The organism is Marinobacterium sp. BA1 (assembly GCF_041155135.1).
In the GTDB taxonomy this organism is placed as follows: domain Bacteria; phylum Pseudomonadota; class Gammaproteobacteria; order Pseudomonadales; family Balneatricaceae; genus Marinobacterium; species Marinobacterium iners.
This window is the reverse complement of record NZ_BAAFHC010000001.1, coordinates 2,471,669-2,497,877: the sequence shown is the minus strand read 5'-3', so window position 1 is coordinate 2,497,877 and position 26,209 is coordinate 2,471,669. Positions and strand designations below refer to the sequence as shown.

General features: G+C 49.7%; 25 protein-coding genes. All 25 read left to right on the top strand.

The features are described 5' to 3' along the window. Positions 1-253 precede the first annotated feature (253 nt). The 25 genes from ACAM29_RS12065 (at position 254) to ACAM29_RS11945 (ending at position 26,208) form a co-directional block, all read left to right on the top strand. Positions 254-2,068 (top strand): Wzy polymerase domain-containing protein, encoded by a 1,815-nt coding sequence (locus ACAM29_RS12065; protein WP_369624291.1) that lies wholly within the window; start codon positions 254-256, stop codon positions 2,066-2,068. A 33-nt stretch (positions 2,069-2,101) separates the two neighbouring features. Continuing rightward, positions 2,102-3,799 carry a GspE/PulE family protein gene (locus ACAM29_RS12060; protein ID WP_369624290.1) on the top strand — a complete coding sequence of 566 codons (1,698 nt, stop codon included), beginning with the start codon at positions 2,102-2,104 and terminating at the stop codon, positions 3,797-3,799. Between the two features lie 124 nt (positions 3,800-3,923). After that, a complete protein-coding gene (locus tag ACAM29_RS12055; RefSeq protein ID WP_369624289.1) occupies positions 3,924-5,084 on the top strand; it encodes a type II secretion system F family protein in 1,161 nt (386 codons plus the stop codon). A gap of 64 nt (positions 5,085-5,148) precedes the next feature. Further along, on the top strand, positions 5,149-5,562 hold the full coding sequence (gene gspG / locus ACAM29_RS12050; protein ID WP_091822296.1) for a type II secretion system major pseudopilin GspG: 414 nt from the start codon (positions 5,149-5,151) through the stop codon (positions 5,560-5,562). Beyond that, positions 5,510-6,016: a Tfp pilus assembly protein FimT/FimU gene (locus ACAM29_RS12045; protein WP_369624288.1), complete on the top strand. Its 507-nt coding sequence runs from the start codon at positions 5,510-5,512 to the stop codon at positions 6,014-6,016. Before gspG ends, ACAM29_RS12045 begins: the two co-directional genes overlap by 53 nt. Further along, on the top strand, positions 6,006-6,404 hold the full coding sequence (locus ACAM29_RS12040) for a prepilin-type N-terminal cleavage/methylation domain-containing protein (protein WP_091822290.1): 399 nt from the start codon (positions 6,006-6,008) through the stop codon (positions 6,402-6,404). Before ACAM29_RS12045 ends, ACAM29_RS12040 begins: the two co-directional genes overlap by 11 nt. Next, a complete protein-coding gene (locus ACAM29_RS12035) occupies positions 6,397-7,005 on the top strand; it encodes a type II secretion system protein J (RefSeq protein WP_369624287.1) in 609 nt (202 codons plus the stop codon). Before ACAM29_RS12040 ends, ACAM29_RS12035 begins: the two co-directional genes overlap by 8 nt. A gap of 50 nt (positions 7,006-7,055) precedes the next feature. Next, entirely contained in the window at positions 7,056-7,898 is an 843-nt protein-coding gene (locus ACAM29_RS12030; RefSeq protein ID WP_369624286.1) for a hypothetical protein, read from the top strand. Between the two features lie 8 nt (positions 7,899-7,906). Next, on the top strand, positions 7,907-8,932 hold the full coding sequence (locus ACAM29_RS12025) for a PilN domain-containing protein (RefSeq protein WP_369624285.1): 1,026 nt from the start codon (positions 7,907-7,909) through the stop codon (positions 8,930-8,932). Next, positions 8,929-9,486 carry a type II secretion system protein GspM gene (gspM, locus tag ACAM29_RS12020; protein ID WP_369624284.1) on the top strand — a complete coding sequence of 186 codons (558 nt, stop codon included), beginning with the start codon at positions 8,929-8,931 and terminating at the stop codon, positions 9,484-9,486. The genes ACAM29_RS12025 and gspM overlap by 4 nt, the downstream gene beginning before the upstream one ends. Further along, entirely contained in the window at positions 9,483-10,007 is a 525-nt protein-coding gene (locus ACAM29_RS12015; RefSeq protein WP_091822275.1) for a hypothetical protein, read from the top strand. The genes gspM and ACAM29_RS12015 overlap by 4 nt, the downstream gene beginning before the upstream one ends. Before the next feature lie 93 nt (positions 10,008-10,100). Then, a complete protein-coding gene (gene gspD / locus ACAM29_RS12010) occupies positions 10,101-12,317 on the top strand; it encodes a type II secretion system secretin GspD (protein WP_369624283.1) in 2,217 nt (738 codons plus the stop codon). Between the two features lie 19 nt (positions 12,318-12,336). Continuing rightward, on the top strand, positions 12,337-13,146 hold the full coding sequence (locus ACAM29_RS12005) for an ABC transporter permease (protein ID WP_091822270.1): 810 nt from the start codon (positions 12,337-12,339) through the stop codon (positions 13,144-13,146). A gap of 109 nt (positions 13,147-13,255) precedes the next feature. After that, positions 13,256-14,347, top strand: coding sequence for an ABC transporter ATP-binding protein (locus tag ACAM29_RS12000; protein ID WP_369624282.1), 1,092 nt, complete (start codon positions 13,256-13,258; stop codon positions 14,345-14,347). After that, complete coding sequence (locus ACAM29_RS11995) at positions 14,340-15,059, top strand: sulfotransferase (protein WP_369624281.1); 720 nt, start codon at positions 14,340-14,342, stop codon at positions 15,057-15,059. Before ACAM29_RS12000 ends, ACAM29_RS11995 begins: the two co-directional genes overlap by 8 nt. Further along, a complete protein-coding gene (locus ACAM29_RS11990) occupies positions 15,053-15,775 on the top strand; it encodes a sulfotransferase domain-containing protein (protein WP_369624280.1) in 723 nt (240 codons plus the stop codon). The genes ACAM29_RS11995 and ACAM29_RS11990 overlap by 7 nt, the downstream gene beginning before the upstream one ends. 119 nt (positions 15,776-15,894) lie before the next feature. Further along, the gene (locus tag ACAM29_RS11985) at positions 15,895-16,380 is read left to right on the top strand and encodes a hypothetical protein (RefSeq protein ID WP_369624279.1); all 486 of its coding nucleotides are present in this window, start codon (positions 15,895-15,897) and stop codon (positions 16,378-16,380) included. Between the two features lie 188 nt (positions 16,381-16,568). Further along, positions 16,569-18,104, top strand: coding sequence for a hypothetical protein (locus ACAM29_RS11980; RefSeq protein ID WP_369624278.1), 1,536 nt, complete (start codon positions 16,569-16,571; stop codon positions 18,102-18,104). Positions 18,105-18,198: 94 nt separating this feature from the next. Continuing rightward, on the top strand, positions 18,199-19,089 hold the full coding sequence (locus ACAM29_RS11975) for a peptidylprolyl isomerase (RefSeq protein WP_091822254.1): 891 nt from the start codon (positions 18,199-18,201) through the stop codon (positions 19,087-19,089). Positions 19,090-19,213: 124 nt separating this feature from the next. Then, positions 19,214-20,392: a sulfotransferase gene (locus ACAM29_RS11970; RefSeq protein ID WP_369624277.1), complete on the top strand. Its 1,179-nt coding sequence runs from the start codon at positions 19,214-19,216 to the stop codon at positions 20,390-20,392. Next, entirely contained in the window at positions 20,392-21,786 is a 1,395-nt protein-coding gene (locus tag ACAM29_RS11965) for a glycosyltransferase (RefSeq protein WP_369624276.1), read from the top strand. Before ACAM29_RS11970 ends, ACAM29_RS11965 begins: the two co-directional genes overlap by 1 nt. Beyond that, positions 21,756-22,577, top strand: a complete 822-nt coding sequence (locus ACAM29_RS11960) for a glycosyltransferase (RefSeq protein WP_369624275.1) — start codon at positions 21,756-21,758, stop codon at positions 22,575-22,577. The genes ACAM29_RS11965 and ACAM29_RS11960 overlap by 31 nt, the downstream gene beginning before the upstream one ends. Next, complete coding sequence (locus ACAM29_RS11955) at positions 22,574-23,509, top strand: glycosyltransferase (RefSeq protein ID WP_369624274.1); 936 nt, start codon at positions 22,574-22,576, stop codon at positions 23,507-23,509. Before ACAM29_RS11960 ends, ACAM29_RS11955 begins: the two co-directional genes overlap by 4 nt. A 35-nt stretch (positions 23,510-23,544) precedes the next feature. Next, positions 23,545-25,845 (top strand): hypothetical protein, encoded by a 2,301-nt coding sequence (locus tag ACAM29_RS11950; RefSeq protein ID WP_369624273.1) that lies wholly within the window; start codon positions 23,545-23,547, stop codon positions 25,843-25,845. Between the two features lie 15 nt (positions 25,846-25,860). Further along, positions 25,861-26,208, top strand: coding sequence for an EamA family transporter (locus ACAM29_RS11945; RefSeq protein WP_369624272.1), 348 nt, complete (start codon positions 25,861-25,863; stop codon positions 26,206-26,208). Position 26,209: the final 1 nt, after the last annotated feature.

The following is a 26,209-nucleotide window of genomic DNA, read 5'->3' as shown; positions in this document are numbered from 1 at the left end:
AGTCAGAACGATTATTATTGTCGTGCTTTTGTATCAACCGATTGATATGGGTTTTTAAAGCATAAGACAGAAGATGGCAACAGTGTGGTGGATAATTGTAGTGCTGTTGAATGATAGTGTCTTCGGGGAGTGACATTGTTGCTGCGCCTGTACGGATGCAGGGCTAACCGCTATCATGCTGACCTGTTGCCTGGCAGTAGTGGTGTAAGTGTATTGAGCGGTTGGGCATTTGGATTCAGACAGGATGTGAGCAGTGAATAAACTCTTTCTTATATTGATGGCCTTGATCGCTTTTTTATCGTTGTATTTTACACCAAATACCGGTTATGACCCCCTCCTTAAGGAATACAATATATGGCTTTGGGGTGTTGTAGCTGTCGTGATTATAAGTGCCGCCGTGAAGTCGGTTATCAATCGTGCTTTTGTTTTGCCTAAATATTATATTTGGTTTTTGTTGCTACCATTTGGGCTTACCGTGGGTGCTATTGTAAATGGTGTTCCATACCCGAAAGATTTGCTGTTCAGAATCGGGTATGTGCTATCGGGTGTCTTGTTTTTTATTTCGATTTACCAGTTTGATCTTGGGCGTCGCACCAAAGAAAATGCAGTATACATTTTTGTCTTCGCGACACTGTTATTCTCTGTTGTCAGTGTGCTGCAGGCTATTCCGGGGCAGATCTTGCTTGGGTGGATACCTCATATGACAACTCCGCGTATTATTGGGGTTTTTCAGCAGGCCAATGTCAATGTAAGCGCTGTGCTGACAGGTGTTTTGCTGTCGCTGTTCATCATGACAACGCCAGGTTTCTCAAAACGCAATGCAGTACTTAAACTCATATGTGTTCTGACGATCATGTTGGGTATGGCAGTTGTGGTTTCAAGTGGTTCACGTATTGGGCTACTGGCTGCCGTTTTGGCGCTGCCGGTCTTGTTCCTGTCAAGAGCAAAAGTCTTGTATCGGAATAAGACCACAGCCGCAGGGGCGATTTTGGCCTTGGTGATCGGTGTTGGTGTCGGCATGCAGGATTTGGCTGTACTAACCAAGGATATGAAACTCACTGAGAAGGGGGGTGAAGTCCCTGAAACGGTGCAGCTGGCAGCCTTGCCCGATCGTATCGGCATGTACGCATCGGGTGGGGGCGGCGCTACGGCGTTTGATCGCACGCTTTGGAAAATTCAGCGTCTTTTCCAGGGGGAGGGTGATGTCAGGCCTCACGTGTACAGCGTTGCTTTTGATGTGATGAGTGACAAGCCTTTTTACGGCTATGGAATAGGTACATTTCAGAGCGTTTTTCACGAGCGTGCAGCTGAGTACATGGCAGCAAGAGATGGTAAGCCACTAATCGGCCCCAACCGATACGGGCATCCACACAATGAATTGCTTTTGTGGGGTGTTGAGGGTGGTGCTATTGCGCTTTTGGCGATATTGGCTGTTGCAGTTGTCATTATGACCGCCCTGTTCAATCTCGGTTGGCAAAGAGGGGGCGCTATGTTTGCACTCCTTGTCCCGATTGCCATGCATACTCAGGTTGAACTGCCTTTTTATAGTTCGGTATATCATTGGCTGCTCTTTATTTTTATTGTGTACTTGACCCTGTCGTATAAAAGACCCAGTGCAGTGCGTTGTGAGAAAACGGCTGTAGTGATGCCGGTGGCATTCGGTATGGGTGTTTGGTCGGTCTTGTTGATCTATTTCTGCATCACGACTATTCCGGTAAGTCGTGATATTAACCATTTCTTTATGTATAAGCAGCTTGATATGAAAAAGCTGGAAGCCGCAGGTGATAATCTTTACTTTGGTGACTTTGCCACGATGTTGAGGTTGAAGGTTTTGTTAAATCAAGATCTCAGGAATAGGACCAATCACTGGACCAAAGAATTTATTGAATGGTCTGAAATGTACGTCAAGAAAGAACCGGAGACTTCAACTATTCATGCTATTGCGCTCGCTTACCGCAATCTGGGTTTGAACCGTAATGCACTTGAAACCCTTAATAGAGGGCTTTATTTATACCCTGGCAATAAAAAGCTGTCCCAGCTCTATCACCAGATTTTGATTGGGAAATGATGAACTTCGAGCTTGCTGACTAAGGTGTTGATGGTGAATATACGTTTGGGCGAAATGCTGGTTGCCAGTAAAAAAATCAGTGCTCGAGATCTGGAACGCGCACTGGTTGCGCAACAGGAAATGGGTGGTCTGCTTGGCCAGGTGCTGGTTAAGCTGGGTCTGGTTTCAGAGTCTGATGTTGCTGTTGCTCTTTGTACGCAGCTTGATGTTCATCGCGTGTATGCGGCTGAGTACCCTGAGGAGCCTGTTATTGTAGCCGGGGTGTCGAGCGTATTCCTCCAAAGCCACCAAATGGTTGTGCTGAGTAACGAGTCGGGAGAGCTGCAGGTTGCGTGCCCCGAGCCCCAGAGCCAGTATCTTTCTCACGCATTGGCGCTGGCTTCCGGTGCCAAGGTTGTTTTAAAGCTGGGACTTGAAACCGATATCATCGCAGTGATGCAGCGTTATGCGGAGCAGCAGTCTGTTGAGGGTGAGGCGGATGAGGCTTTTGACAGCTTTGGCGGTGATGAAGAGTTCATTGAGCATCTCAGAGATCTGGCCAGTGAAGCGCCAGTCATTCGGCAGGTCAACCAGATTATACATCGCGCCCTTGATATGGGAGCGTCCGATATACATATCGAGCCTTTTGATGATGGTCTTCACCTGAGATATCGCGTAGATGGAGTGATTCAGGAGATGCCTGATCCTCCGTCCCTGGAGCAGGCGGCCGCCATAGCCTCTCGTATCAAGTTGCTGGCCCATCTGAATATTGCGGAAAGGCGTCTGCCCCAGGATGGACGTATCATGACGCGCGTTAAAGGTCATGAGCTGGACCTTAGGGTGTCGACGATACCGACAGTGCACGGCGAAAGTATCGTGATGCGTGTTCTTGATCGTCAAAGTATCAAACTGAGCCTTGAGAGTATGGGGTTCAGTGATGATGTTCTGTCGGCGTACAAGGAGCTGCTGCACAGACCTCATGGAGTGTTGCTGCTGACGGGGCCAACAGGGTCGGGCAAAACCACGACGCTGTATGCATCTCTGGCCACACTGGACTCTCAGGCGCTCAAGATCATAACGGTTGAAGACCCGGTGGAATACCAGTTGAACGGCATTAACCAGATTCAGGTACAGCCGCAGATTGAACTGGATTTTGCACGTGCGCTGCGCTCTATTCTGCGTCAAGACCCGGATATCATCATGATCGGTGAGATGCGAGATTCAGAAACGGCCCAGATTGCGGTGCAGTCCGCTTTGACGGGGCATCTGGTCTTATCGACTCTGCATACCAATACCGCTTCTGGGGCGATAGCACGACTTGAGGACATGGGAGTTGAGCGTTACTTGATAACGTCATCCGTAAATGGGGTATTGGCTCAAAGGCTTGTACGTCGACTCTGTTCTCACTGTAAAGTGGAAACAGAACTTGAACCTGCTGTCGCAAAGTCTTCGGGCTTGAGTCGTTGGATGCCAGAACACCAGCATCACATATACACCAGTCATGGGTGTGAACACTGTCAAGGAACGGGTTACAGTGGTCGTGTTGCGATTCATGAACTGATTGTCCTGAACGAAGAGTTGCAAAAGGCTGTCATCGCGGGGTCTGATGCGGCAAGTCTCCATACCTTGGCTCGTCAAAACGGTATGTTGACGCTTTATGAGGATGGCTTGCGAAAGGTTGTAGCGGGTGTGACGTCTCTTGAAGAGGTGCTAAGGGTTACGCAGGATCAAAACAGCGAACAGCAGTTCTGATTGAATGTCTCTTGGTGAAACGGCGATTGTGTGAGTATGAGTGATGCCTGAGTACAGATACAAGGCAGTGAGTAAAAACGGGCCCATAGAAGAGGGGGGTATTCAGGCTGCAAACCGAGAATCTGTGCTGATACAGCTGCGAGCAAAAGGGTTAACGCCTCTTAAAATCTCGGAGAAAGACGAGCAAAACGATACGCAGGCTCCTTCGAAAGTATTTGTCCGTCACAGGTCCGGGCGTGTTTCCAAAGCACCGGTCGGTCGGTCGGATGTGATTGCATTGACTTCAGAGCTGGCTGTATTGATGCGAGCCGGTCTGCCTATAGATCGTGCCTTGAAGATTTTGCTCGAGATGAGCGCAAAGCAGCGTTATACCGAGCTGTTGCAGTATTTATTGGATACAGTTAAAGGCGGTAAGCCTCTAAGTACGGCATTACAGCAGCATGAGCGACTGTTCGGTAGCTTCTATATCAATATGGTTCGTGCCGGTGAGGCAAGTGGCCAAGTCAGTCAAGTGCTTGCACGCCTTGCTGAGCACCTTGAACAGTCGAAGCAGGTGCGTGGCACCGTTGTCTCGGCGTTGATCTACCCGGCAATCCTTGCGCTGGTTGCTGTTTTGTCAGTGGTTGTGATGCTTGGATTCGTGGTGCCTCAGTTTGAAACTCTATTCGCTGATATGGGGGATGCGCTGCCGGGAATGACACGCGCGGTTATAGTGACTGGCGAATGGGTACAGAATTGGTGGTGGCTGGTCCTGATGGTTGTTGTACCTGGTTTTTGGTTTCTGCGCAGGTGGGTTGGGCAGCCGGGAGGTAAGCGCTGGCTGGATCGGCTTCTGTTGCGCCTTCCCTTTGCTGGCGGAGTGCTGTTCAAATACGAAGTTGCCCGCTTTGCGCGCACATTGGGAACTTTGCAGGGGAGTGGGGTGTCACTCCTGCAGTCATTGAATATAGCCGTGAACACCGTTGGTAATGTACATATCAGGCATCTGTTTGAAGTGTTGGCGCCGGCCGTCAAATCGGGCCGCAGGATGTCGGCAGTCCTGCAGGAGAATGGCGGATTCTCTCCCATGGTTGTTCAGATGGTACGGGTGGGGGAAGAGTCTGGCCAATTGGGCGAGATGATGCTGGAGTTGGCGAAAGTGTATGACGCTGAGGTTCAGGCAGGAGTGAAGCGAGGGCTGACACTGCTTGAGCCTGTACTTATTCTCTTTATGGGTGGCGGAATAGCCCTTATCATTATCTCCATATTGATGGGGATTCTGTCAGTGAACGATTTGGCCATGTGACTGTTGTGGTTGTCAGTTTCACAGGTTGAACTCAAGGTATAAGTGGACGTAAATGAAATACAAAATGATGGCTAGACAAACGGGTATGACCTTGATCGAAATTCTGGTCGTACTTGCAATTCTTGGGCTTCTGGCGGGCTTGGTGGGTCCTAACCTGTTGAATCGACTGGATAGTGCAAAAAGCAAAACCGCACACGTTCAAATCAAGGATCTTGAGCAGGGGCTTGAAATGTTCAAGCTTGATGTGGGGCGCTTTCCTACAACGGAAGAGGGGCTTGAGGCACTTCAAAGCCAACCATCAAACGCGGCGGGCTGGAATGGGCCCTACCTGAAGGGAACGGTTCCTGTAGACCCATGGGGACGTGGTTACCTTTATAAAAGTCCGGGTGAGCACGCAGATGTGGATATCCTCAGCTATGGAGAGGATGGCAAGCCGGGTGGTGAAGGTGACAGTGCCGACATCCATAACTGGAAGTAGCAGGCGGCGGTTCCAGGCAGGTTTTACGCTACTTGAACTGCTGGTTGTGTTTTCCATGATAGGCTTGGTCATAGGCGCTGCTGTGCCTGCTACTGCAAGATTGTATGACTCAAGCCTGTATCGTAGCGCAGTGAGAGATTCGCTGGTGGCGCTGACGTCTGCTCGTTATCGAGCCGTTGCGCATGGAACAGTGCAGGATGTCCTGATCGATGTTCAGGGGCTTACGCTGGAGTCAGGGCGCGATAAGGTTGAATATCCTGACAAAGTGGCCCTGGAAGTGCTCAGTGCACGGGAAATGAATGTGCTGTATCCAGGTAAAGCCGTTATTCGTTTTTATCCAGACGGCACCTCATCAGGAGGAACCGTGAGTATCCGTAATCAGCGTGGGACAGGTGTGGATCTCAAGGTTGACTGGTTACTTGGCCGGGTCGTCCAGGAAAAATATGCGCTCTAGTGTTGCAAGAAGGCAAGTGTCGGGGTTCACGCTCCTCGAAATGTTGGTATCCATCGTGCTGCTGGCCATGTCTCTGGGGGCCTTGTACCACGCAGTGGGTGGTGCGATGCGAGCGGTCGGTACGGATGAAAAATATGTCTATGCAGTAGAGCTTGCGCGATCTCTTGTTGCTCTTAACACGCTGGTTGAGCCGGACAGTACTCAACAGGGTGAAACGGAAGGCGGCTTCATATGGGAAGTGCGGGCGCAGAGTATCCAGACTGAAAGCAATAAGGCATTGCCAGCAAAGCAACTGCAGGATCTGCGCGTTCAGGTTCAGTGGAGCGATACCGGTAAAAAGCGCTCTATCGTGCTGGAGTCGGTTGTGGCAGGTCGATTGGATGGATAGGCGCTCAAACTATCGCGGCTTTACAATTATCGAGATGCTGGTATCGCTGGTCATCTTTTCAATGATCATGTTGGCCACACTTACGGCCATGCGTACGTTTGGTGAGTCGCAATCTCGAATTGAACAGCATACAGACCGCCTCGACGAGATGAGGCAGGCTACCAACCTGTTGCGCAGCTTGGTGGGCAAAGCCATCCCGGTAACGGCCTTTGTTGAAGAAAAAGGGATCTATAACACTTTTTTCTACGGCAATGAGGAGCAGTTGGTCTGGATAGCTCCGCTGGTAACGGGGGCCGGAAGCGGTGGAGTGTACTTCTTCCGTCTTGCCTTGCAGGATGAAGTACTTGGTCTCCAGATGGCGGCTTTTCGCTCAGCGAGCGAGCCACCGCAATGGGATGGCATCGAAGTCTACCCGCTGTTGCGCAGTGTCGAGTCGATCGATATTTCCTATTTGGCTGACCTCGAACCCGCCACGGAGTGGCAATCGGAGTGGGCAATGGGGTATTTCAGTCCCAAACTTGTACGCTTGAACCTGAAGGTAAGGGGCAAGTATTGGCCCGAAACTGTTATCAGGCTGGATAACGGGATGTTGAGGCAATGACCAGACAGGGCAGGCTTGGCATGCCGAATCAGCAAGCGGGCGTTGCACTCGTGATGCTGCTTTGGTTCATAGCAGCGATGTCACTCCTTGTCACCGGACTTATGGGGGAGGCCAAGCTGGATATTCGCCTTTCGCAACTTTATCTTCGCCAGGCGCAAGCCGAGGCGTTGGGTGATGGAGCTGCGCAACGGGCAATGCAGGCGATGTTGGAGATGCGCCGCAGTGGTGAGCCTGTGCCTTCTGTATTTGAGTGGGGAGATGAACAGGCTCAAGTTCAACTGATCGCAAATGTCCGTGGTGCATCCGGTTATGTGGATTTGAACTGGGCAACCGAGCCATTGCTTGTTGAGCTATTCGTTGAGCTGGGTGAGCTGGAGTCACAAGCAGCTGCAGTGTTGGCCAGTACAATTATTAAGTGGCGCGGACAAAAATCTGAGCAGGAGGTGGCTGATCCTGATCTTCGTTACGGTCGATTTGAGGCTCCAGAAGACCTGTTGCTGGTTAAAGGAGTGAGTCGCTCTTTATTTGATAAAGTCTTGCCTGCGCTGGCGGTAAATAGTGGTTGGCATCCCGAAGTGAATATAATGAGTGCCCCTCCTGAGGTATTACGTATTCTGGCCGGCGGTGATGAATCACTGATGGATCATTGGCAACAGGCACAGCGTGAACCGGGGGCGGGGGCGGTGCAGCCCTCAGTAAAGCCGGAATTGGTGGGCTCATCAAATGAACCAATCTATCGCATAGAGGTTCTGATCAAGTTTGCAGATGGGCTGGTTTTCCGGCGTGTGCGATGGGCTGAATATGGTCAGAAAGGGCTTGATCAGCTACCATGGCGGTTTTTCAGAACTGAGCCCATAGTGCGTGTGAGTCAACCGGGAACTCCAGCTAATTAAGGATGGATATGTCAGACGCTAAAAACCCGTGGAGCTTTCTCGGATATGACCTGCGTCAGGTGGTTTCCCCTGTATCCTGGAAGCTGGCGTGGGAGGAGCTTTTTTTTGAAAAGAACCGCTTCTTCCATCCTTATATCTGTGAAGTAGTCAAACTGGTTACCGTTGATGGTAAGGAAATGTTCATCCGGCAGGACGATCCCGTAACTGCTGCCCGGAGCAAAGCAACAGCACTTCTTCTTCCGCCGGAACAATACTTGATCAGGGAACTGGTCATCCCTGCAGTGGCTGAAGCCAATCTATACGATATTGTCAGCCTGGATGTGTTGTCCAACAGCCCCTTCCCGGCTGATGAAACCCGTTATGGGTGGCGTATCACTAAACGCGGAGAAGGCCAGGTAGAATTGGTACTTGCAATAACATCCACTCAGCTTGTTCACCATGCATTTTTCCAGAGTAACTTGAAAGGGGTGCCTGCCGAGTATGAGATATGGTGTGCTCATGGTACTGGATACATCGAGATTTCAGGGTACCAGGAGCACCAGCGCATAAGGCGGCAAAAGAAAAAAATAGCCTGGCTCCTGGGGAAGTCTGCTGCAATAACTCTATTGCTGATGCTGTGCTCAATGTTGCCGGCAGGCTTTAAACTGCTTGAAATGCAAGCCGTGCGCAGCCAGTTTCTTGCTGTAAATGAAGAGGCAGAGGAGTCAGTCAGGCTGCGTGAACAGTTGGTGGCCAATAATAATTTGATAAACAATATCAAAACATTGCCAGCGAGCAGTCTTGACCCATTGCAGCAGTTAGAGCACCTGACAAGAAGTCTTCCTGATGATGTTTTCCTGAAACTTGTAGAAATGACTCCGGTAACCATAAGAATTACCGGGCAAGCGGATCGTGCTGCTGAACTCATGCAGGATTTGAATGCAGATGAGGCATATGAGCGTGTCACGGCACCAGCGGCCATAAGTATCAACAGGGCATCAGGCAAAGAACAGTTTACGCTTGATATCAGGTTGCCTCAGAGAGGTGGCGCATGATTCGGATGTTTGCGGGGTCCAGGGCTGCTCGACTGCTGGCTGGGATAATTCTGTTAATAGTTGTTTTGTTGTTGATAGTTGCCTTCAACATGTATGACCGTTATCAGCGCTACCAGGCTGAGATTGATAGCATGCAACCGCGTATCGCTCAGTTGCAAGGGCTCTTGATGGCGCATGAAAATATTAAGGCTTCAGCAGAGGAGGCAGGGCTGGAACTGTCCGAATATACCTATCCAGCCGGTCAGGACGAGGCTGCCCTAAACTCTGATTTGCAGAAAACGGCAAGATCAATATTTGCTGATGCGGGTATGCATGTAACGGGAAGTCAGATCTTGTCATCGAAGCCTACTGAAACACTAACACAGCTGATGCTTGATCTAAACGCAAGTGGTAGCTTCGAGTCCTTTGAAGCGGCCCTGCAAGGGCTGAAAAATGTGCGTCCACGTATTTTGGTCGATCACCTCCGAATAGAGCCTGTGCCACGGCTTCGTGGCGAAAAGACTCAGGTACTGACAGTCAATGCAAGACTGTTTGTGTACAAGGAGGGAGGATGATGATGGCTCGAGTAGGTTACTTGAACCTGGCACTGGCGGCACTGTTGGTGATATGCGCGATTCAACTGGCTTATGGCTCAATCAGGCTTAATACGATTGCGCCCCCGGAGCCAAGAGAGTTTTCATCCTCTGCATTTGAAGTGGTCAGAGTCAAGGAGCAGGGCAGCACACCAATCGTATTGAACGAGCTCATGGAAAGACCTCTGTTTTGGAGTGAGCGCCGTCCATATGAGCCTCCGGTTGTTGTCGAACCCGAAAAACAGCCCGAAAAACAGCCTGATCCCGGTGAAAAGGTTTTCAAGGATACACAGTTGCTTGGCATCTATGCTGGCGGGCAGCACCCCGGCGTCATTCTGTTGCACAAAGACAAAAGAATAAGGCTAAACCAACAAGACACCCTTGAGGGGTGGACGCTTGACACATTGAATGAACGTTCAGCTGAGTTTGTGAGTGCCAGTGAGCGTTACCGCATGGAAATTCAGTACCCGAAAGTGAATTTCAGTCAGCAACCCAATAACTGAATAAGCGTGAAAAATATGCAAGCAGCGCATAAAAAAAGATTCACTGTATGCCCGAATGTCAAGGCAAGGGCCGACGGGATATCAGCCCCGAACATGATGCGCCGGGCAGGTTTTGTATTGCTGCTTTCCATTATGGCAGCAGGTTGTGCGACAACAAAAAGCCCCACGCGTACGGCGCTCGATCAGGCATCTGACCAGGTGCGAGAAAACCAGGATGCCTTCGCACTGGTCCAGAATCTGCGCAATCAGGAATCGGCCACAGAAAACAAGAGTGAAGATCAGTCAGATCAGCTGAGAGAGCCTGTTGTTTTCAAGGGAACTGACAGGCTTCATAAAGCCCCGGCTGAGCGTGAACCTATCAAACTGTATGGTGAAGCGGTATCAATCAATTTTGAACGTGCACCGTTATCAGATGTTGTTCATGCCATTTTGGGTGACATCCTTGAATTGGACTACGTTATTGAGCACCCCATTGAGGGTGAAGTAACCTTCCGTACCCGAACACCGGTGCCACAGGATCAGTTGCTGCAAATCCTTGAGTCGCTGCTGCAAGCCAACAATGCGGTAATGGTGCGTGATGCAGATGACCGCCTGTTTGTCAGCGCATCGGGTCGTGTTACCCAGATGCTGCCGAGTGTGGGAAACCCTAACAGTAAAGGGGCTGGCTACAGTATCAATGTAATTCCTCTGCAATACATTTCAGCCAATGCCATGGCGGATATACTGCGACCTCTGGCGCCTGAAGAAGCCTTTGTCCGTGTTGATAACGCCCGAAACCTCTTAATGATGGCCGGCACGCGCAACCAGGTGGATGGCTGGATGGATATGGTCTCCACCTTCGACATTGATATGCTGGCGGGGATGTCAGTCGGGATTTTCCCGCTTGAAAACAGCAATGTAACCGATATTGAGATTGCGCTTTCAGAGTTGTTGGGTGGGTCGTCATCAGTGCCCTCAGGCAATGCGTCAGGTTCAGATGACAAGGGGGGAGCATTAACGAGTGCAGCAACCGGGCTTGGTGCTGTGGTAAAGGTGATTCCCATTGAGCGTCTGAACAGCCTGCTGGTTGTCACTCCTCGGGTTAAATACCTCGAAACAGTACGTACCTGGATTACGCGCCTCGATAGAGCGCCTGATGCAGCAACCGAACGTAAACTGTATGTCTACCCGATACAGAACGCATCAGCAGGGCACTTGGCGGATCTGCTTAGCCGTGTTTACGGTGGCGATGGATTCAGCTCTACGTCGTCGACGCAGGGCGGTAACGGTGGAGTAGCACCCGGGCTGACACAGGAACGCGTATCAGGGTCGAATACCACGACCACTCAGGGAGGCGGTTCATCCAGTTCAGCCGGAAAAAGCCAAGCGCCAACCAGTATTGAACTGGGCAATATGAGTGTAGTGGCCGACGAGCAAAACAACGCGCTGTTGATTTATGCCAATGGCAAAGAGTACAAGAAAGTTGAGTCAGCACTTAAGAAGCTGGACGTGATTCCGGCTCAGGTACTGATCGAGGCCAGTATTCTTGAGGTTACGCTGACGGATGATCTTGAATACGGAGTGGAATGGGTATTCAAGGATAACTTGGGCAGTGGCAACTCCGGTTTGGGGCAGCTAGCAGTGTCTGAAAATCCGCTAACTGCAATAGCGCCCGGTTTCTCGTATGCCATTTCCAACTCGGCGGGTAACATCAAGGCGGTATTGAACGCACTGGCACAGGAATCTTTGCTGAATGTGATTTCAACGCCATCAGTTATGGTGTTGGATAATCATACAGCCAGTATCCAGGTGGGTGATCAACAGCCGATCCGCTCGGGGGAGTCGGTCAACAGTGATGGCAATGTGCTGTCCACGCGTGTTGAGTACAAGGACACAGGGGTGAAATTGTCAGTGACACCCTCAGTCAATGCAGGCGGGCTGGTAACGATGGATGTTGAGCAGTCAGTAACCGATGTGGGGTCTGCTGATACTGTAACCGGCCAACGTACTTTTAACGAGCGTAATATTACAAGCCGAGTGGCAGTACGTTCCGGCGAGTCGGTTGTACTGGGTGGTCTTATTCGTGAAAACAAGTCTCTGGCAGAGACCGGTGTTCCGGGGTTGCATAAGATTCCGTTTTTGGGCGGTTTTTTCGGGAAAACAGCCAACACCGGTAAACGAACTGAGCTGCTGATTGTGCTCACCCCGCGGGTATTAGCCAACGAGCAGGATACACGAGATATCAGCCGTGAAATGAGATCGCGCCTTCGAGGTATGGACTTGTTAAGCGAGCCGCCGCAAGACCATTTGAGTCGTTCACAGCCTGAATAAATCCGCTGCAGGGATACCTATGCTCGCTTTTTTACTTAGGCCTTGGCGCCTGATCTTGACCAATACGGGCCTGATCAGGGCCTCGGTTAGTCACACTATTGTGTCACGCTACCGTGGCTCCTGGATCGGGCTTTTATGGCCTTTCATGTTGCCGCTGCTGATGATTGGCGTCTTCAGTTTCGTCTTTATATATGTGATGCCTCTGAAATGGATATCGACCGCTGATTCGGAGATCAGTTTTCCCCTGTTTCTGTTCTCGGGCATGATTGTGTTCACGCTCTTTGCTGAAGTCATTAATCAGTCACCACAGTTGGTGATGATGAACACAAACTTGGTCAAGAAAGTCGTATTCCCGCTGGAGATGCTCAATGTGTCCAACACACTGACAGCACTCGTGTTCTTTCTGGCAAATCTGTTGGTACTGCTGGTGTTTGTGTGGTTCCAGACAGGCTCAGTCAGTCTGCGTATACTGCTGTATCTGCCCTTTGTACTTCCATTCGCACTCTTTTTGATCGGCGCGTCCTGGTTTATTTCATCGCTGTCGGTGTACATAAGAGACTTGGTGCATGTTGTGGGTGTTGTGGTTTCGGCATTGATGTTTCTTTCACCCGTGTTTTACCCACTTGATTCGGCTGCCGAGATCGTGCGGTCGATACAGTTTCTGAACCCCATCGCCATCTTGATTGAGTCGTTGCGGGCCTTTCTGTTTGATACAAGCTATAACCTGCTGAAAGCGTTTGTGCTGATGAACTTGTATGGCCTCGTAGTGTTTTACCTGGGTTTTTACTGGTTTCAGCGGCTGAAAGGAGGTTTTGCCGATGTGCTCTGATGCCGTACTCAAGGTTGATAATGTCTGTAAGCATTACCGTGCCTGGGAAAGCCCGCATGAACGCCTGAAGGAGTTGCTTTTTGGGGTTGATGCCGCCAGTCAGGTTGAGGTGATTAAAAATATCAGTCTTGAACTGGGCAGAGGGCAAATACTGGGAGTTATAGGGCCGAATGGGGCAGGTAAGTCCACGCTTTTACAAATGATAGCCGGCACCTTGAGACCCAGTTCAGGCACGATCGAAATTGATGGGCGCCTGACGGCGTTGCTTGAGCTGGGTGCTGGTGTTGATCCTGAGCTCACGGGCATCGAAAACATCTACCTGATGTCGAGCACCTATGGCATACCGCGGCCACAGATTAAAGACAGTATAGACGATATCATTCGATTCTCGGGGCTTGGCAACTACATAGAAAAACCCGTGAAAACATACTCGTCGGGTATGTTCGTTCGACTGGCATTCTCGGTATCAACTGCACTCAAACCCGATGTGTTAATTGTGGATGAAGCGCTTTCGGTCGGTGATGTGGGTTTTCAGGCAAAATGCCTGGAGCGGCTTGAGGAGTTGATCGCATCTGGAACCAGTATTCTGTTGGCATCGCACGATATGCAACTGATACGGAATTACTGCACCTCAGCCATATGCCTGCATCAAGGCGAAATCATTTCCAGAGGTGAGCCGGAGGTCGTGACTGAGCGTTACTTGCATCTTATGCGACAGGATCGTGAAAATGCACAGGAAACGCTCAGCTGGACAGCGGATGAAGAAGCCAAGGCCCGTTTTGCCTCCAAAGAGGGTGAAATCCTCTCGGTTGAAGTCCTGGGGCACGAAGCTGAAAGAAGCTTTGCGACCGGAGATACCATCCGCGTCAAGATCGTATGCAAGCTGCATGAGCTAAAACTCACTCCAGCCATCATCCTGATATTGCGAGACGCGCGGGGCTATAATATTTATGGCTTAAAGGCGCGTACAGAGTTTTTGCGACAAACGCAGGATGGTTGTGTGAGCGCCGAATTTGAAATACCCCTGCACCTTGCCGAAGGCTCATACTCGTTCACCGTTCGGCTGGAAAACACCAAGACGGATACAATTAATTACTTGCTGGACAAGCATGTGGGTATCTGTGGTTTTACCGTAAGCGACTCGCAAAAATGTTTTTTGGGTGGTGTTAACTTGCATGGCAGGATTGTCCACGATGTCTGAGCTTCTTCTTATAGGTGGCTCCGGTGGGTCGGGTACGCGCGCCGTGGTCAGATTTCTTCAGCAGTTAGGCTGTTATGCAGGCAGTGAGCTGAACGAATCACTTGATTCCATGCCTGTCGCCCGTTTGCTTGACACTTGGGTAGACCGTTGGCTTGGTCGCAAGACTGATCAAGTTTCCGAGTTGGTGGCTGAGTTCAGTGAAGACTATGCGCAAGCCTTGAGCGATCATCTGGTCGGCTGCGACAGCGCAATATGCGTGGTGAAAAATCCACGCGCAATGCTGCTGCTTGATTTGCTGTATGCAGTAAGACCGGATATCAAGTTTCTGCACCTTGTACGCAATGGGGCATCCATGGCGTTTTCGTCAAACCAGCGTCAGTTTGAGCTGCATGGCCATTTTTGGCCTCAGTTGGCCGGCTCGCGTGAGCAGGCAGTGCTGGAGTTTTGGGCAGCAACCAATATGGCGGCAAGCGATATTGGGCGCCAGCACCCAGGACAATATGCCTGGCTACAGTACGAGGCGTTTTGTACTTCGCCACTGTCCCAGGTCCGGCAAGTATGTGAGCAGCTGCGGCTGGATTTGGACTGGAGCAGGGTCGATGAGTCGCTCGTGAGCGCTTCAGGTCGGGAGCAGCAGCAACATGACGCTATAAACAGGCTGGAGCTTGAGTCAGTCAGGCCTGCACTGCAAAGGTATGGCTATCCATGTTGACCTTCATGTGTATTGGGGCACAAAAATCGGGTACCACCTGGTTGTATGAGCAGCTGAATCGTATTGAACAGGTCGGTTTTCCCGGTGGTAAGGAAGTGCACTACTGGAATGCGCGTCATGTTTCTGAGCCATTGGAATGGTACCAGTCACTGTTTTCAACCGATGTAACTCGCATAGAAGGTGATATGACACCAGCTTACGCAATGCTGTGTGACGCGACGGTTAAACAGATACAACAGCTGTATCCGAAGTTGAAGATTATTTTTATACTGCGTAACCCGATCGAGCGTGCATGGTCATCGGCATTGATGGCCCTGAAGAGGGCAGAGCTTGAAATTGATGAAGTGAGCGATCAGTGGTTCATCGATCATTTCAACTCGCGGGGATCGCGCGCGCGCGGCGCGTACGAAAGTACGTTACGCCGCTGGCGCGGCATATTTGGCGAAGAGGCCGTTAAAACGATTTTCTACCAGGATATACAGCGTCATCCGTACCTTGTCTTGCAGGATGTCTGTGATTTTTTGCAGCTGGATCTGCCCGTAAAGGCTGAGTCGCAGGTGCAGGAGCGAGTGTTCGCGGGGCCGGGCTATCCACTGCGTGAAAGTTTAAAGCCAGTATTGTGGGCGCTGTACCGTGAGCCTGTTCAGTCTCTGCAGCTATATCTGCAAAAAGATCTGAGTGACTGGCTGTCAGACTACGGCCCAAGTTCTGTATAGGTCATTGAACTTAAATGATGTTCCTGGCTCCAACCTGTACGGCAGCACGTGCCTGTTTCAGGCAGTTGGCTGTAATGAAAAAGTCATGTTTTATGCCTAAAGTGGAAGGAGTTAAAAACGTGTTGAGTCATCGTTTGGGTGAAAAAGCGCCAAAGCACGTTGACACTGAAAATCAGTTTTGTCAGCATGCGGCCATGGTGGTCAAGGCCCCGCTCCGGTGGTTGTCAATGCTGATGCTGGCGCTTGTCGTCAGTGGCTGTGCAAGCTTGAAGCTGCCAACTGCGGAAAATCGTTTGGCTGAGCGTGCAGAACAGCGTTGGCACGCACTGATAGCCGGTGATTTTGACCAGGCATATGAATACGAAACACCGGGTTACCGCGCGGTGTATTCGAAAAAGGCCTTTCAGAACCGCTTTGGTCGCCATGTACGTTGGGTGAATGCCAGCACGCACAGCGTAAAAATACATGGTGATATTGCCGAAGTTCGTGTGATGATTGGTTACCGGTCATTAACAACAGATGGCCAGCCGATTGATGGTGTTCAGCCGATTCAGGAACGCTGGCAACTGGTTGATGGCAAGTGGTGGTACAGCAAGAGTCTGTGAACCGCCAACCGTGTGGAGTTCGATCCGGCAAGCTGGATGAGACAAGGTATATAAAACGAATCTGCTCTTGTCTTGTGTAAAAAGCCGGTGTTATTATGGGATTGCGTACTGGCACTTGATTGCAGGTCAGGTGTTGAGCAATATTTAGCAAGATCGATTCCGTCATAGATGATTAAAGGAATTTTGCAATGAAGAAAACGATCAATAAAACGGCATTCGTGTCCAAGCCTGTTGCTGCCGCTGTCGGTCTGGCAATGGGTGCGCTGGTGGCCGCTAATGCACAGGCAGTGAGCATCAGCAACGACGGTATTGGTGAAGTGCTGTTGTTCCCCTACTACACCGTGAATAACGGCTACAACACTAACATCAACATCACTAACACCACAGCTGACACTGTTGCGTTCAAGATTCGTTTCCGTGAATCCGAGAACAGCCGTGATGCTCGTGACTTTAACGTAGTGTTGTCTCCGTACGATGTTTGGAATGCTTCCATCGTTAAAACCGCTCAGGGCGGCGCGCGCGTTCAGACTTTTGACACCAGCTGTACTGTTGGTAAGCTGACTCCTAGCGCTGAGTTCAATGTGCCGGGTGTTGACTTCACCAATGCTGACTTTGTAGATGGCAATGCCGATACAGGTCGTACCGGTCTGGAGCGTACCACCGAAGGTCACATCGAAGTGATCTCAATGGGTCGCATCATCGGCGGTACTCAGACTCAGGTTGACGACTCCATCGCCTACTATGCTAAGCATGTAAACGGCACTCCGCGTGACTGTGATGTGGTTCGTGATCTGATGATCAACGATATCACCACTGCTCGTGCTCAGTTCGTGGCTCCGATCAACGCGCTGAAAGGTTCTGTAACCTTCCAGAACGTAAACAGCGGTAAGCAGATTACCTCTGAGCCGACTGTGCTGGCTGATTTCTACAACCCGGCTTCTTCTACTGACAACCTGGTAGTTCTGCCGTCAACTCAGGCACCTGGCCTGCACGATGTAACGCCTGCAATGGCTTACTGGTTGAGCGATGTAACTGGCTCCACTGGTGCTGCACAGTTTGACGCTACCAGCAGCAGCCAGAACGTTGATGCAGTATCCGCACTGCTGATGCGTAAGAGCATTGTTAACCAGTACTCTGTTAACCCGTTTAACGAAGCCAAGACTGACTGGGTTGTTACCTTCCCGACCAAGCATTACTACGTAGACGAGCGTAACCCGCTGGCAAACGTAGTGGATCCTGTTAGCTACTATCCTGCTTACAGCCACCAGGTAGGTGAAGATGCAGCGGTTGCTCCGTTCAACAAAACCTTCCAGCAGTCTACTGACGGCAGTGTTGCTGCTTGTGCTGAAGTAGGTGTTGACTTCACTTACTTCAACCGTGAAGAAGCTGAAGCTTCAGTTGATAACCCGGGCTTCTCTCCGGCTTCCGTAGCAGACTCTCAGAGCCTGTGTAAGGAAACTCAGATTGTAACCTTCAACAACAGCAACCTGTTCGGTGCTCACGGCGCTGTAGGTGTGAACGTTGCGGCTGATGGCTTCAACAGTGGTTGGATGAACATGAACTTCAACGACTCTCGTACGCTGACTGATGGTACCATCACTCTGGATGGTTACCCTGTAACTGGCTTCAGTGCAACTACTCTGGAGAACGGCGTAGGTTCTGAAGGCATCCTGAACTATGGCTTCTCTTCCAACCACGGTTACACTCGTGGCGAGTCGCTGTAATAATTGAACTAACTAAGTTAGTTTGAGACTAAAAAGGGGCTTCGGCCCCTTTTTTAGTGGCCGTATTATCGATGCAAACTGATCAAGGAGTAATATGAATACAAAGCTTAAACTGGCCTGTTTGCCTTTGCTGTTGGGCGTGTCTTTGCCTGTATTCGCAGATCTGGTGATTGGGAAGTCGGCTCCACTCAATAATGAGGATGTGAAACAGGAGCTGGCGTCACTGCCTGAAAATGACGTTAATCGCCTGATGGACCAGCCTCTTTTGTTGGGCAACTTTATAGACCAGCTGGATATGCGACGGGCAGTGGCAATTGCGGCGGAAAAAGAGGGTCTTGCAAGTGACCCCAAGGTTGCAAATGCAGTTCGCATTGCCTATGAGAATGCGCTGGTTGCGCTTCTGCGTGAGAAGTTGAGAGCAGATCTCGAAATACCTGACTTTACACCGTTGGCACGAGAACAGTATCGGGCGGAAAAAGACCGATTCACGAAGCCGGAGCAGGTGCAGGCGCGCCATATTCTGCTTACATTCAAGGATGAAGCTGAAAAGCAGGAGAAAATGGCGCTGCTTGAGTCCATTCGTGAACGGATAGCGAGCGGCGAGACTGAGTTTGATAAGCTGGCTGTTGAGTACTCCGAAGACAACGGCTCTGTTGCCAAAGGAGGCGATTTAGGGACCTTTGCTCGTGGCCGAATGGTCAAGCCGTTTGAAGATGCGGTTTTTGCACTCAATGAACCAGGTGAATTGAGCGGGATAGTCGAAACACGTTTTGGCCTGCACCTGATTCAGTTGGATAAACGGCTACCTGCGCGCCAATTGGAATTTGATGAAGTTAAGGATCAATTAATTCAGTCGATTCGCAACAACTATATCCAGACCTCGATTCAGGAAAGTGAACGTGATATCATGGACAACTACACGTCAGGGATGGACATGCAGGAATTGATTGAATTTTACAACCTGCAACCTGCCAAAACCCGCTAGAATAGGCGGTAGTTCCAGTACTCGCGTTTTCTTCATATTCAAGAGGGGGCGACCCCTCTTATTTTTGTCCTTTACACGCCTCGTGTATACTCTTCCCAACGTTTTCGGCCTCAGGTATTGACCCGTGCAAACCCCCAGGGCGCTATTCATTCTTGGTATGCATCGTAGCGGTACATCAGCCCTGTCCGGTGCTATCGCATCGGCTGGCGTGTATTTTGGTGATGATCTGCTTGAGGCAGAAGCAGGGGTCAACGATAAAGGCTTTTGGGAACACCGTGAGTTGGTGCGACTGAATGAAGCGTTGTTGGCTCATGCCGAGCTGAAGTGGTTCACACCTGTAGCCGCGGATGCAATGTCTGCAATTTGTGAAGCGCCTGAGCTGGCCGGTCCATTGTATGATCAGGCACGATCTTTTGCCAAGAAGCTGCTCAGCGGCCAGTCTTTGGTTGCAATCAAAGACCCGAGGCTTTGTCTGTTGGCACCGTTTTGGCAAAAAGTGTTTGCGCTCGAAGGAGCTGATTGCTGTGCCATTCACTTGTTGCGCCATCCGGCAGAAGTTCAGGCATCCTTGCTGCGACGTGATGGCATCAAGCCTGATCATGCCAACGCCCTTTGGCTTGAGCACGCAGCCTGTGCCCAACTGTTCTGTACAACGCTGCCTGCTGCCATGCGTGCCGTGGGAAGTTATGACCAATTGATGCGCTCGCCCGATACTACCACGGAGCATTTCTTAAAGGCCTGTGGGTTGGACGTCTCACCAGAGCCAACGCAGATAAAAGAGTGGATTCAATCGGATTTAAGGCATCACAAAGTGGGCTCACAAAAGCTGGCGGGTATTATGGGTGAACGTACAGAGGCCCTGTTCAATGCCATCATGGATAGCACGGCCCCTGATCTGTATCAGCCTGACCGGTGGAGTCCCTGCGAAGAAACAATATCGCTGTTGCGTCAACTCGCCGAACAATACGAAGATTACAATCGAACGGTGAGGGAGTTGCAGTCAAGTCGCGCCCAGCTGGATCAACTGGGCGAAGCGCATGAGCAGGCGCTTGCCATTTTGGCAAACCGAGATACTCAAATTGCCGAGCTGTGGCAGCAGCATGAAGCGTTGGGCCAATTGCATACTCATGCGCAAAATGTGGTTGAGCAGCGTGATCAAGCGCTTGAAGAACTGGTCCAGCGCTGTACATCGCTTGATGCCGAAGTGGCACAACTGAATATATTACGCCAACGGTTGGAAGAGCTGGAATCGCGCCTGCCTGTTCGTATCTATAAGAAACTGTTTTTGCGGAAAAAAAGTTAATGAGCGATTTGAAAACCTCCTACCGGGCCGTCGATGTCATCATCCCGGTCTACGCCGGTTTTAATGAGACCTGTGCTGCCATTGTAACGGCTGCCAAAAGCATAGATCATCGCTGGGCTCGTCTTGTGGTTATCAATGATTGCTCGCCCGAACCTGAGATTACCCAATGGTTGCGTGATCAACATCAGGCGCTCGGGTTTGAACTACATGAGAACAGCAGCAACCTTGGGTTTGTCGGAACAGTCAACAAGGGTATGCAACTCCACCCAGAGGCCGATGTGCTGTTATTGAACAGCGATGTGGAAGTGGCAAATGACTGGTTGGAGCGACTGCAGCAAACCGCTTATAGCCACGCCCAAGTCGCGTCGGTGACTGCAACGGCCAATAACGCAACCGTGTGCAGTTTTCCGGTTTTCTGCGAGGACAATGAGTTGCCAACAGGGCTTTCTCTGGAGGAGATTGATCAGGCATTCAAGGATTCGGTCCCGGCAACGACGAGTGTAGCGCTCCCGACAGGTGTTGGATGCTGCATGTATATGCGGCGTGACGCAATCGAATTACTGGGCCTTTTCGATGAGGAAGCCTACGGCCGTGGCTATGGGGAAGAAAACGACTGGTGCCAAAAAGCCATTGCCGCTGGGTGGACGAATCTGCATGCCCTGAATGTGTTTGTCTATCACAAAGGCGCTGTCAGTTTCGCAGAAGAATCGAATCCTCGGAAAGACGCAAATCTACTGACGCTATTAAAGCGATACCCTGCATATAATGCCGATGTTCAGCGATTTATCGCGGAAGATCCAGCAAGGGAATGGCGGTTATTGGCGTACGTTAAGGTACTTGCAGCAATTCGGAAGCCAAAGGTGCTCTTGATTGCTCATGGCATGGGAGGCGGTGTTTACACTCATCTGCGCGAACTGATTGCAGAGCAACAAGAGCTTGTATACCTACTGCTTGAACCCATCACCGGCGGCACGGTACGGTTGCACCTCAAGCCGTTTGCAAAAGGCCTGTACATTGATTTTGAAATAGAGGCAGACTATCCCCAATTACTTCAATTACTGTCTGCAGCAGGTGTTGGTCACGCCCATTTTCATCATACACTGGGCCTGCCGACGCGCGTGTGGGGGGTGGCGCGTGATTTGTCGGTCTCCATGGACTACACGCTGCATGACTACACGATCGTCAACGGAAATCCCGCCTTGCTCGGCAAAGACGGTATTTTTGTAGGAGATCACGCTGAGCGTGACAGACTTTGTGCAGTTTACCCACAGGGGTTACGGCAAAGCAATGGCGTGAAAATCAGTTGTTTCTGCTTGATCGGGCACGCTACCTTATTTGCCCAAGTGGTGATATGCACCGACGATTGTCCAGCCTGGATGAGTTCAGTCACCTGAAAAGCTGGGTGATTGCGCCGCATATGGATAACCACCGCCTTGATAACAACCTGCAGCCTCCCGAGCGCGGTACAGGACCTCTAAAGGTTTTGGTGTTGGGAGCACTCAGCCCTGAAAAGGGGGCTGACGTGTTGGAAACGGTTGCGACTGAAATACAAGATCAGCATGTTCAGTTTCATTTGCTGGGCTATGCCTACCGTGTTCTGAATGAGCGTGTGATCACACATGGTGCTTATGCAGAGTCAGATGCAATACAGCTGATTAAAGAGATTTCTCCACATGTTGTGTGGTTTCCTGCGCTGTGTGCCGAGACGTACAGCTATACATTAAGTCTCGCACTGGAGGCAGGACTCCCTGTTGTGGCATCGGATATAGGTGCATTCCCGGAGCGGCTGGCAGGCCGTGCAGGTAGCCATCTATTCAAACAATATACGGATAGTAACGCGTGGGTAGAGTTTTGGAATTCTGTAGCGTCTGACTATTCCAGGCTCCTCTCTGAAACTGTGGATAGATCAAGGGCCGTATCCGTAGACACGTCGTTTTATCATCAGGCATATACCGACGGGCTTGCGTCCGGGACGGTAACTGCGTCGGTCACTGTTGATTTGATTCGAGCACAAATGGAACGGGCTTTGTTGGTTGACCGGAGCTGTGGGCGACGGCGCTGGATATTCGACAAACTGCTTTCATTGCTCAGTACCCGCTGGGGCTCCAGGGTTGGGAGGTTGATACCGGTGAGATTACAACGGCGAATCAAGCGTCTACTGGTACGTGGCGCGATACACGAATGAGTGCTGACAAACCCCGTGTTGCTGTTCTTATGGCCGTGTGTAACGGGCTACCCTGGATTGAAGAGCAAGTTGACAGCATCCTTGCGCAGAGAGGGGTTCAGCTGGATTTGTATATAAGTGTTGATGAGTCTGCCGATAATACAGAATCTTTCTGCACCGAGTTAGCATCGAAAGAGCCAAATGTACGTGTATTGCAGGGATCAGGACCTGGCAGTGCTTGTGGCAATTTTGTTCGACTGATGAGAGAAGTCAGTACGCATAGCTATGAGTACATAGCCTTGGCTGATCAGGATGACATCTGGCAAGATGATAAGCTTGAACGAGGTATTAGCTGCCTTGAAAATGTGGCAGCGGATGCATATTCGTCCAGTTTTATAGCCTTCTGGGGCACCACGGGGCAACAACGTTTTATAGACAAGAGTGCTCCGCAGAGAGAGTACGACTATCTGTTCGAATCGCCGGGACCTGGTTGTAGTTTCATCCTGAAGCCTCATTTGGTTGAGCATTTTTGCTCTCATTTTAGAGAGATCAGCCTGGCAGATATTCAGCGTGTAACATTTCATGACTGGTTAATTTATGCCTTTGCCCGCTCCCATGGCTATAGCTGGTTTATTGATCAAGAAAGCCGGCTTTTATACAGGCAACACGAAAACAATGTGTTGGGTGTGAACAGTGGAGTCAAGGCACTTATCAAACGATTGCGGAATATGCTGTCAGGAGCATGGTTAGAACAGGCTTTACTGATTGCTGATCTTATTGGAATGAGAGAGCACCCATTTGTCGTTCCTTGGCGTCGAATTGGTCCGCGTGGAGTTATATTCCTTATCAGAAATTCAGGAAAAATTCGCCGCCGACTGTTTGATCGTATGTGCTTGGTACTCATTTTACCTTTTATGATGCTGAGTATTCGTCGTAATAACCATAAATATTAAAATCAATAAATGTGCAGTATACATGAGGGATTATTGTGAAGCGCTATAGTGTATCAGGGCTGATAAATCTGCTGTCATTGTGCCTTCTTATTACGTTAACTGGTGGTTGTTCAACCCCAAGTGATGAGCCAGCCATTGGCTTTGTCGATACCCCTCGAGTGGATGAGTGGGATACGCCGATTATCAACATCGAGGGTTGGGTTTATGATCCTGATGGTATTAAGTCTGTTAAGGTTGTTTTGAATGACCAACATGTCTTTTCAACAGTTCCAAAATTGAAAAGGGCAGACGTACTCAAGGCCCATCCACATATTACGACAGACACACCAGGATTTCTTATACAGGCTGATTTTACAGGACTGTTGGAAGGTCAAGATGTGTTGGCTGTATATAGTGTCGATATTAATGGTAATCGTACCCAACTTGCCACACTTGACTGGAGTGGAAAGGAGCAAGTTGATTGGCTTAAACGCGCATCCGAGGTGTCGGGATGGGACCTCGAACCATTCTATTTGCCTGTTGCAACCAGCGGCTTAGGTGACCCACAAGCTAAAGAGCTTGTTTCGGTATATGGAGCTAAACAAAACGAAACATTTAAGATTGGCCTGCGCATTCCTGTATTATACATGCGTACAACGAAAGGGAGGGATAGTGACTGGGTTTTTGATCCCGATTTCAATACTGAAACCCGTAGTGAGACAGGTAAACTGATCGCTGAAGATGCGCTGAATGACACATTGAAGCGTTCAATCGAGTTCAATATTCCGGTTCTTATCACATTGAATGGTGGTATTTGGGCTGATGCATCAGGAACGGAACCTGATTGGGATTTAATAGATCATCTTGAGGAAGATGAAAAAAACTGTCAGTGGACATATGAAGGAAAAGTGTTTTCTGATGAATATCTCTCAAATCTGCCGGGCTCAACATTGTCACCTGAGCTATCACGTGCCTTGACGTTGAATGTCTTCGCCGATGAAGTTCGATATTACAAGAAGAGGAATCTTCAACAAGCCGCGCGCATTATCGCAAATTTTGCACAGGAACATCCTGAACTGTTTATTGGTATCAATCTTGATCCTGACGTTTATATCAATCCTTTCTTTGAAGGCAAAGCCTGGTTTGATTATAACCCTGATACATTAAGGCAGTTCAGACACTGGCTTGCTGGTACAGGTCCCTATAGTACAGGTGGTGTGCTGGAAGGGGAGCACTTAAGTCCAGTTTTGACGTTGGCAGACGTATCAGATATTGCACAACAGCACTTTCTGTCTTGGGAAGAAGTTACCCCCCCCAAGCTTAAGAAGGGTGTTCATGAAACCTCTTGGCAAGAGTTATGGGGGCAGTTCCGTCGTCACTTGGTATATCAACACTACAATGACATGGCAAACTGGGTCGAAGAGGCGGGAGTTGACCCTTACAAAATCTTTACGGCACAAGGCTTTGCAGCAACATCAGAAAAAACAATGCCTATGCCAGTTCACATTATGAGCCCCGGAAAAAACTACGATACAGCCGGTATGAGTATCGAGGGCAGCAAGCCTGAGAATGGTCATCTTGGCGCCATTCTGTACGGCGACAGTGCTATTAATACGGCCAGAATGGAAAATGATCTCAGTTTGTTTGCGAATATACAAAGCTTCGATCTGGATTGGGGTGTCCCGGAATTTAACTTGGCAAAAATTGATAAGCCAGCCGATCTTCCTGGGTATGATCTTGCTTATCAAGCAGTGCTGGAATTGCTGAACAGTAATGTGCGTTATGTTTCGCCCATGGCGTGGAATGGCTCTAATGGAATCTTTGCAGGCAGTGAAGGGTTCGTCTCATATACCTCATGGAGAAATACACCAGCAGAGCAAGCATTCATGGATTTCTCATCGGCGCGTAAAGGTCTCAGCCGTACAGCCAAGTTGTGGCCTTTTGGTTTTAGAGGTATCTCAACAGTTGATGGCTGGACAGGAAGTAAGCCTGGCTCCCTGCATGGAGAAAATGGAAAACTTATCATTAATCCCGAGAGCGGAAATATACGTGTAACATCGCCGGATTTTCAATTGCGTTACTCCGGTAAATACATCATTGCAATTAAATTCAACCATATAAATGAAGCTGCCGAGTTGAAGATTGTGTTAAGAGATAAAGAAACAGGAAATGTGCTTTATGATTCATCTTTAACAAAAGGTGCAGAACTGATTTCAAATACTACAAGTATTGGTTATGAGTGGATGATAGAGTTAGAGGACACAGATCGAACTCAGCTTGAAATTGAAATAAGATCAAATGAGAAAACAGTAGTTGATCATGTGGCGATTGTACCTATTGTAAAAAATAAAAAATGAGTTGAGGGCTATACTGTGTCATATAAGCTTGTTCTGCTTACTTTATTATGTGTTTTTGGTATAGCCATAGGACAGGTTCTGTTTAAAAAAGCGGCTATCCAGCTGCCAGATGATGCTCATTTTTTTGACTGGGTAAATAATATTTGGCTGATATCTGCATTCGTTTTATACGGCCTTACGACTCTGCTCTGGGTGTGGATACTCAGGCATGCACCACTTAGCTTGGCGTATCCTTTTATGGCTTTTGCTTTTATTCTCGTACCGGTTATGAGTTTTTTAATACTTAAAGAGTCTGTGGAGTTAAGAACATTCATTGGCAGTGTACTTATCATCATCGGTGTGACCCTTACGAGCACCACATAAC

What these genes read in the sequence shown, in the direction of transcription:
- ACAM29_RS12025 (WP_369624285.1), top strand. Translation starts at nt 7,907, where the DNA reads ATGTCAGACGCTAAAAACCCGTGGAGCTTTCTCGGATATGACCTGCGT.
- gspM (WP_369624284.1), top strand. Translation starts at nt 8,929, where the DNA reads ATGATTCGGATGTTTGCGGGGTCCAGGGCTGCTCGACTGCTGGCTGGG.
- ACAM29_RS11975 (WP_091822254.1), top strand. Translation starts at nt 18,199, where the DNA reads ATGAATACAAAGCTTAAACTGGCCTGTTTGCCTTTGCTGTTGGGCGTG.
- ACAM29_RS12035 (WP_369624287.1), top strand. Translation starts at nt 6,397, where the DNA reads ATGGATAGGCGCTCAAACTATCGCGGCTTTACAATTATCGAGATGCTG.
- ACAM29_RS11995 (WP_369624281.1), top strand. Translation starts at nt 14,340, where the DNA reads ATGTCTGAGCTTCTTCTTATAGGTGGCTCCGGTGGGTCGGGTACGCGC.
- ACAM29_RS12040 (WP_091822290.1), top strand. Translation starts at nt 6,006, where the DNA reads ATGCGCTCTAGTGTTGCAAGAAGGCAAGTGTCGGGGTTCACGCTCCTC.
- ACAM29_RS12005 (WP_091822270.1), top strand. Translation starts at nt 12,337, where the DNA reads ATGCTCGCTTTTTTACTTAGGCCTTGGCGCCTGATCTTGACCAATACG.
- ACAM29_RS12045 (WP_369624288.1), top strand. Translation starts at nt 5,510, where the DNA reads ATGGCAAGCCGGGTGGTGAAGGTGACAGTGCCGACATCCATAACTGGA.
- gspD (WP_369624283.1), top strand. Translation starts at nt 10,101, where the DNA reads ATGATGCGCCGGGCAGGTTTTGTATTGCTGCTTTCCATTATGGCAGCA.
- ACAM29_RS11990 (WP_369624280.1), top strand. Translation starts at nt 15,053, where the DNA reads ATGTTGACCTTCATGTGTATTGGGGCACAAAAATCGGGTACCACCTGG.
- ACAM29_RS11965 (WP_369624276.1), top strand. Translation starts at nt 20,392, where the DNA reads ATGAGCGATTTGAAAACCTCCTACCGGGCCGTCGATGTCATCATCCCG.
- ACAM29_RS11955 (WP_369624274.1), top strand. Translation starts at nt 22,574, where the DNA reads ATGAGTGCTGACAAACCCCGTGTTGCTGTTCTTATGGCCGTGTGTAAC.
- ACAM29_RS12015 (WP_091822275.1), top strand. Translation starts at nt 9,483, where the DNA reads ATGATGATGGCTCGAGTAGGTTACTTGAACCTGGCACTGGCGGCACTG.
- gspG (WP_091822296.1), top strand. Translation starts at nt 5,149, where the DNA reads ATGATGGCTAGACAAACGGGTATGACCTTGATCGAAATTCTGGTCGTA.
- ACAM29_RS11980 (WP_369624278.1), top strand. Translation starts at nt 16,569, where the DNA reads ATGAAGAAAACGATCAATAAAACGGCATTCGTGTCCAAGCCTGTTGCT.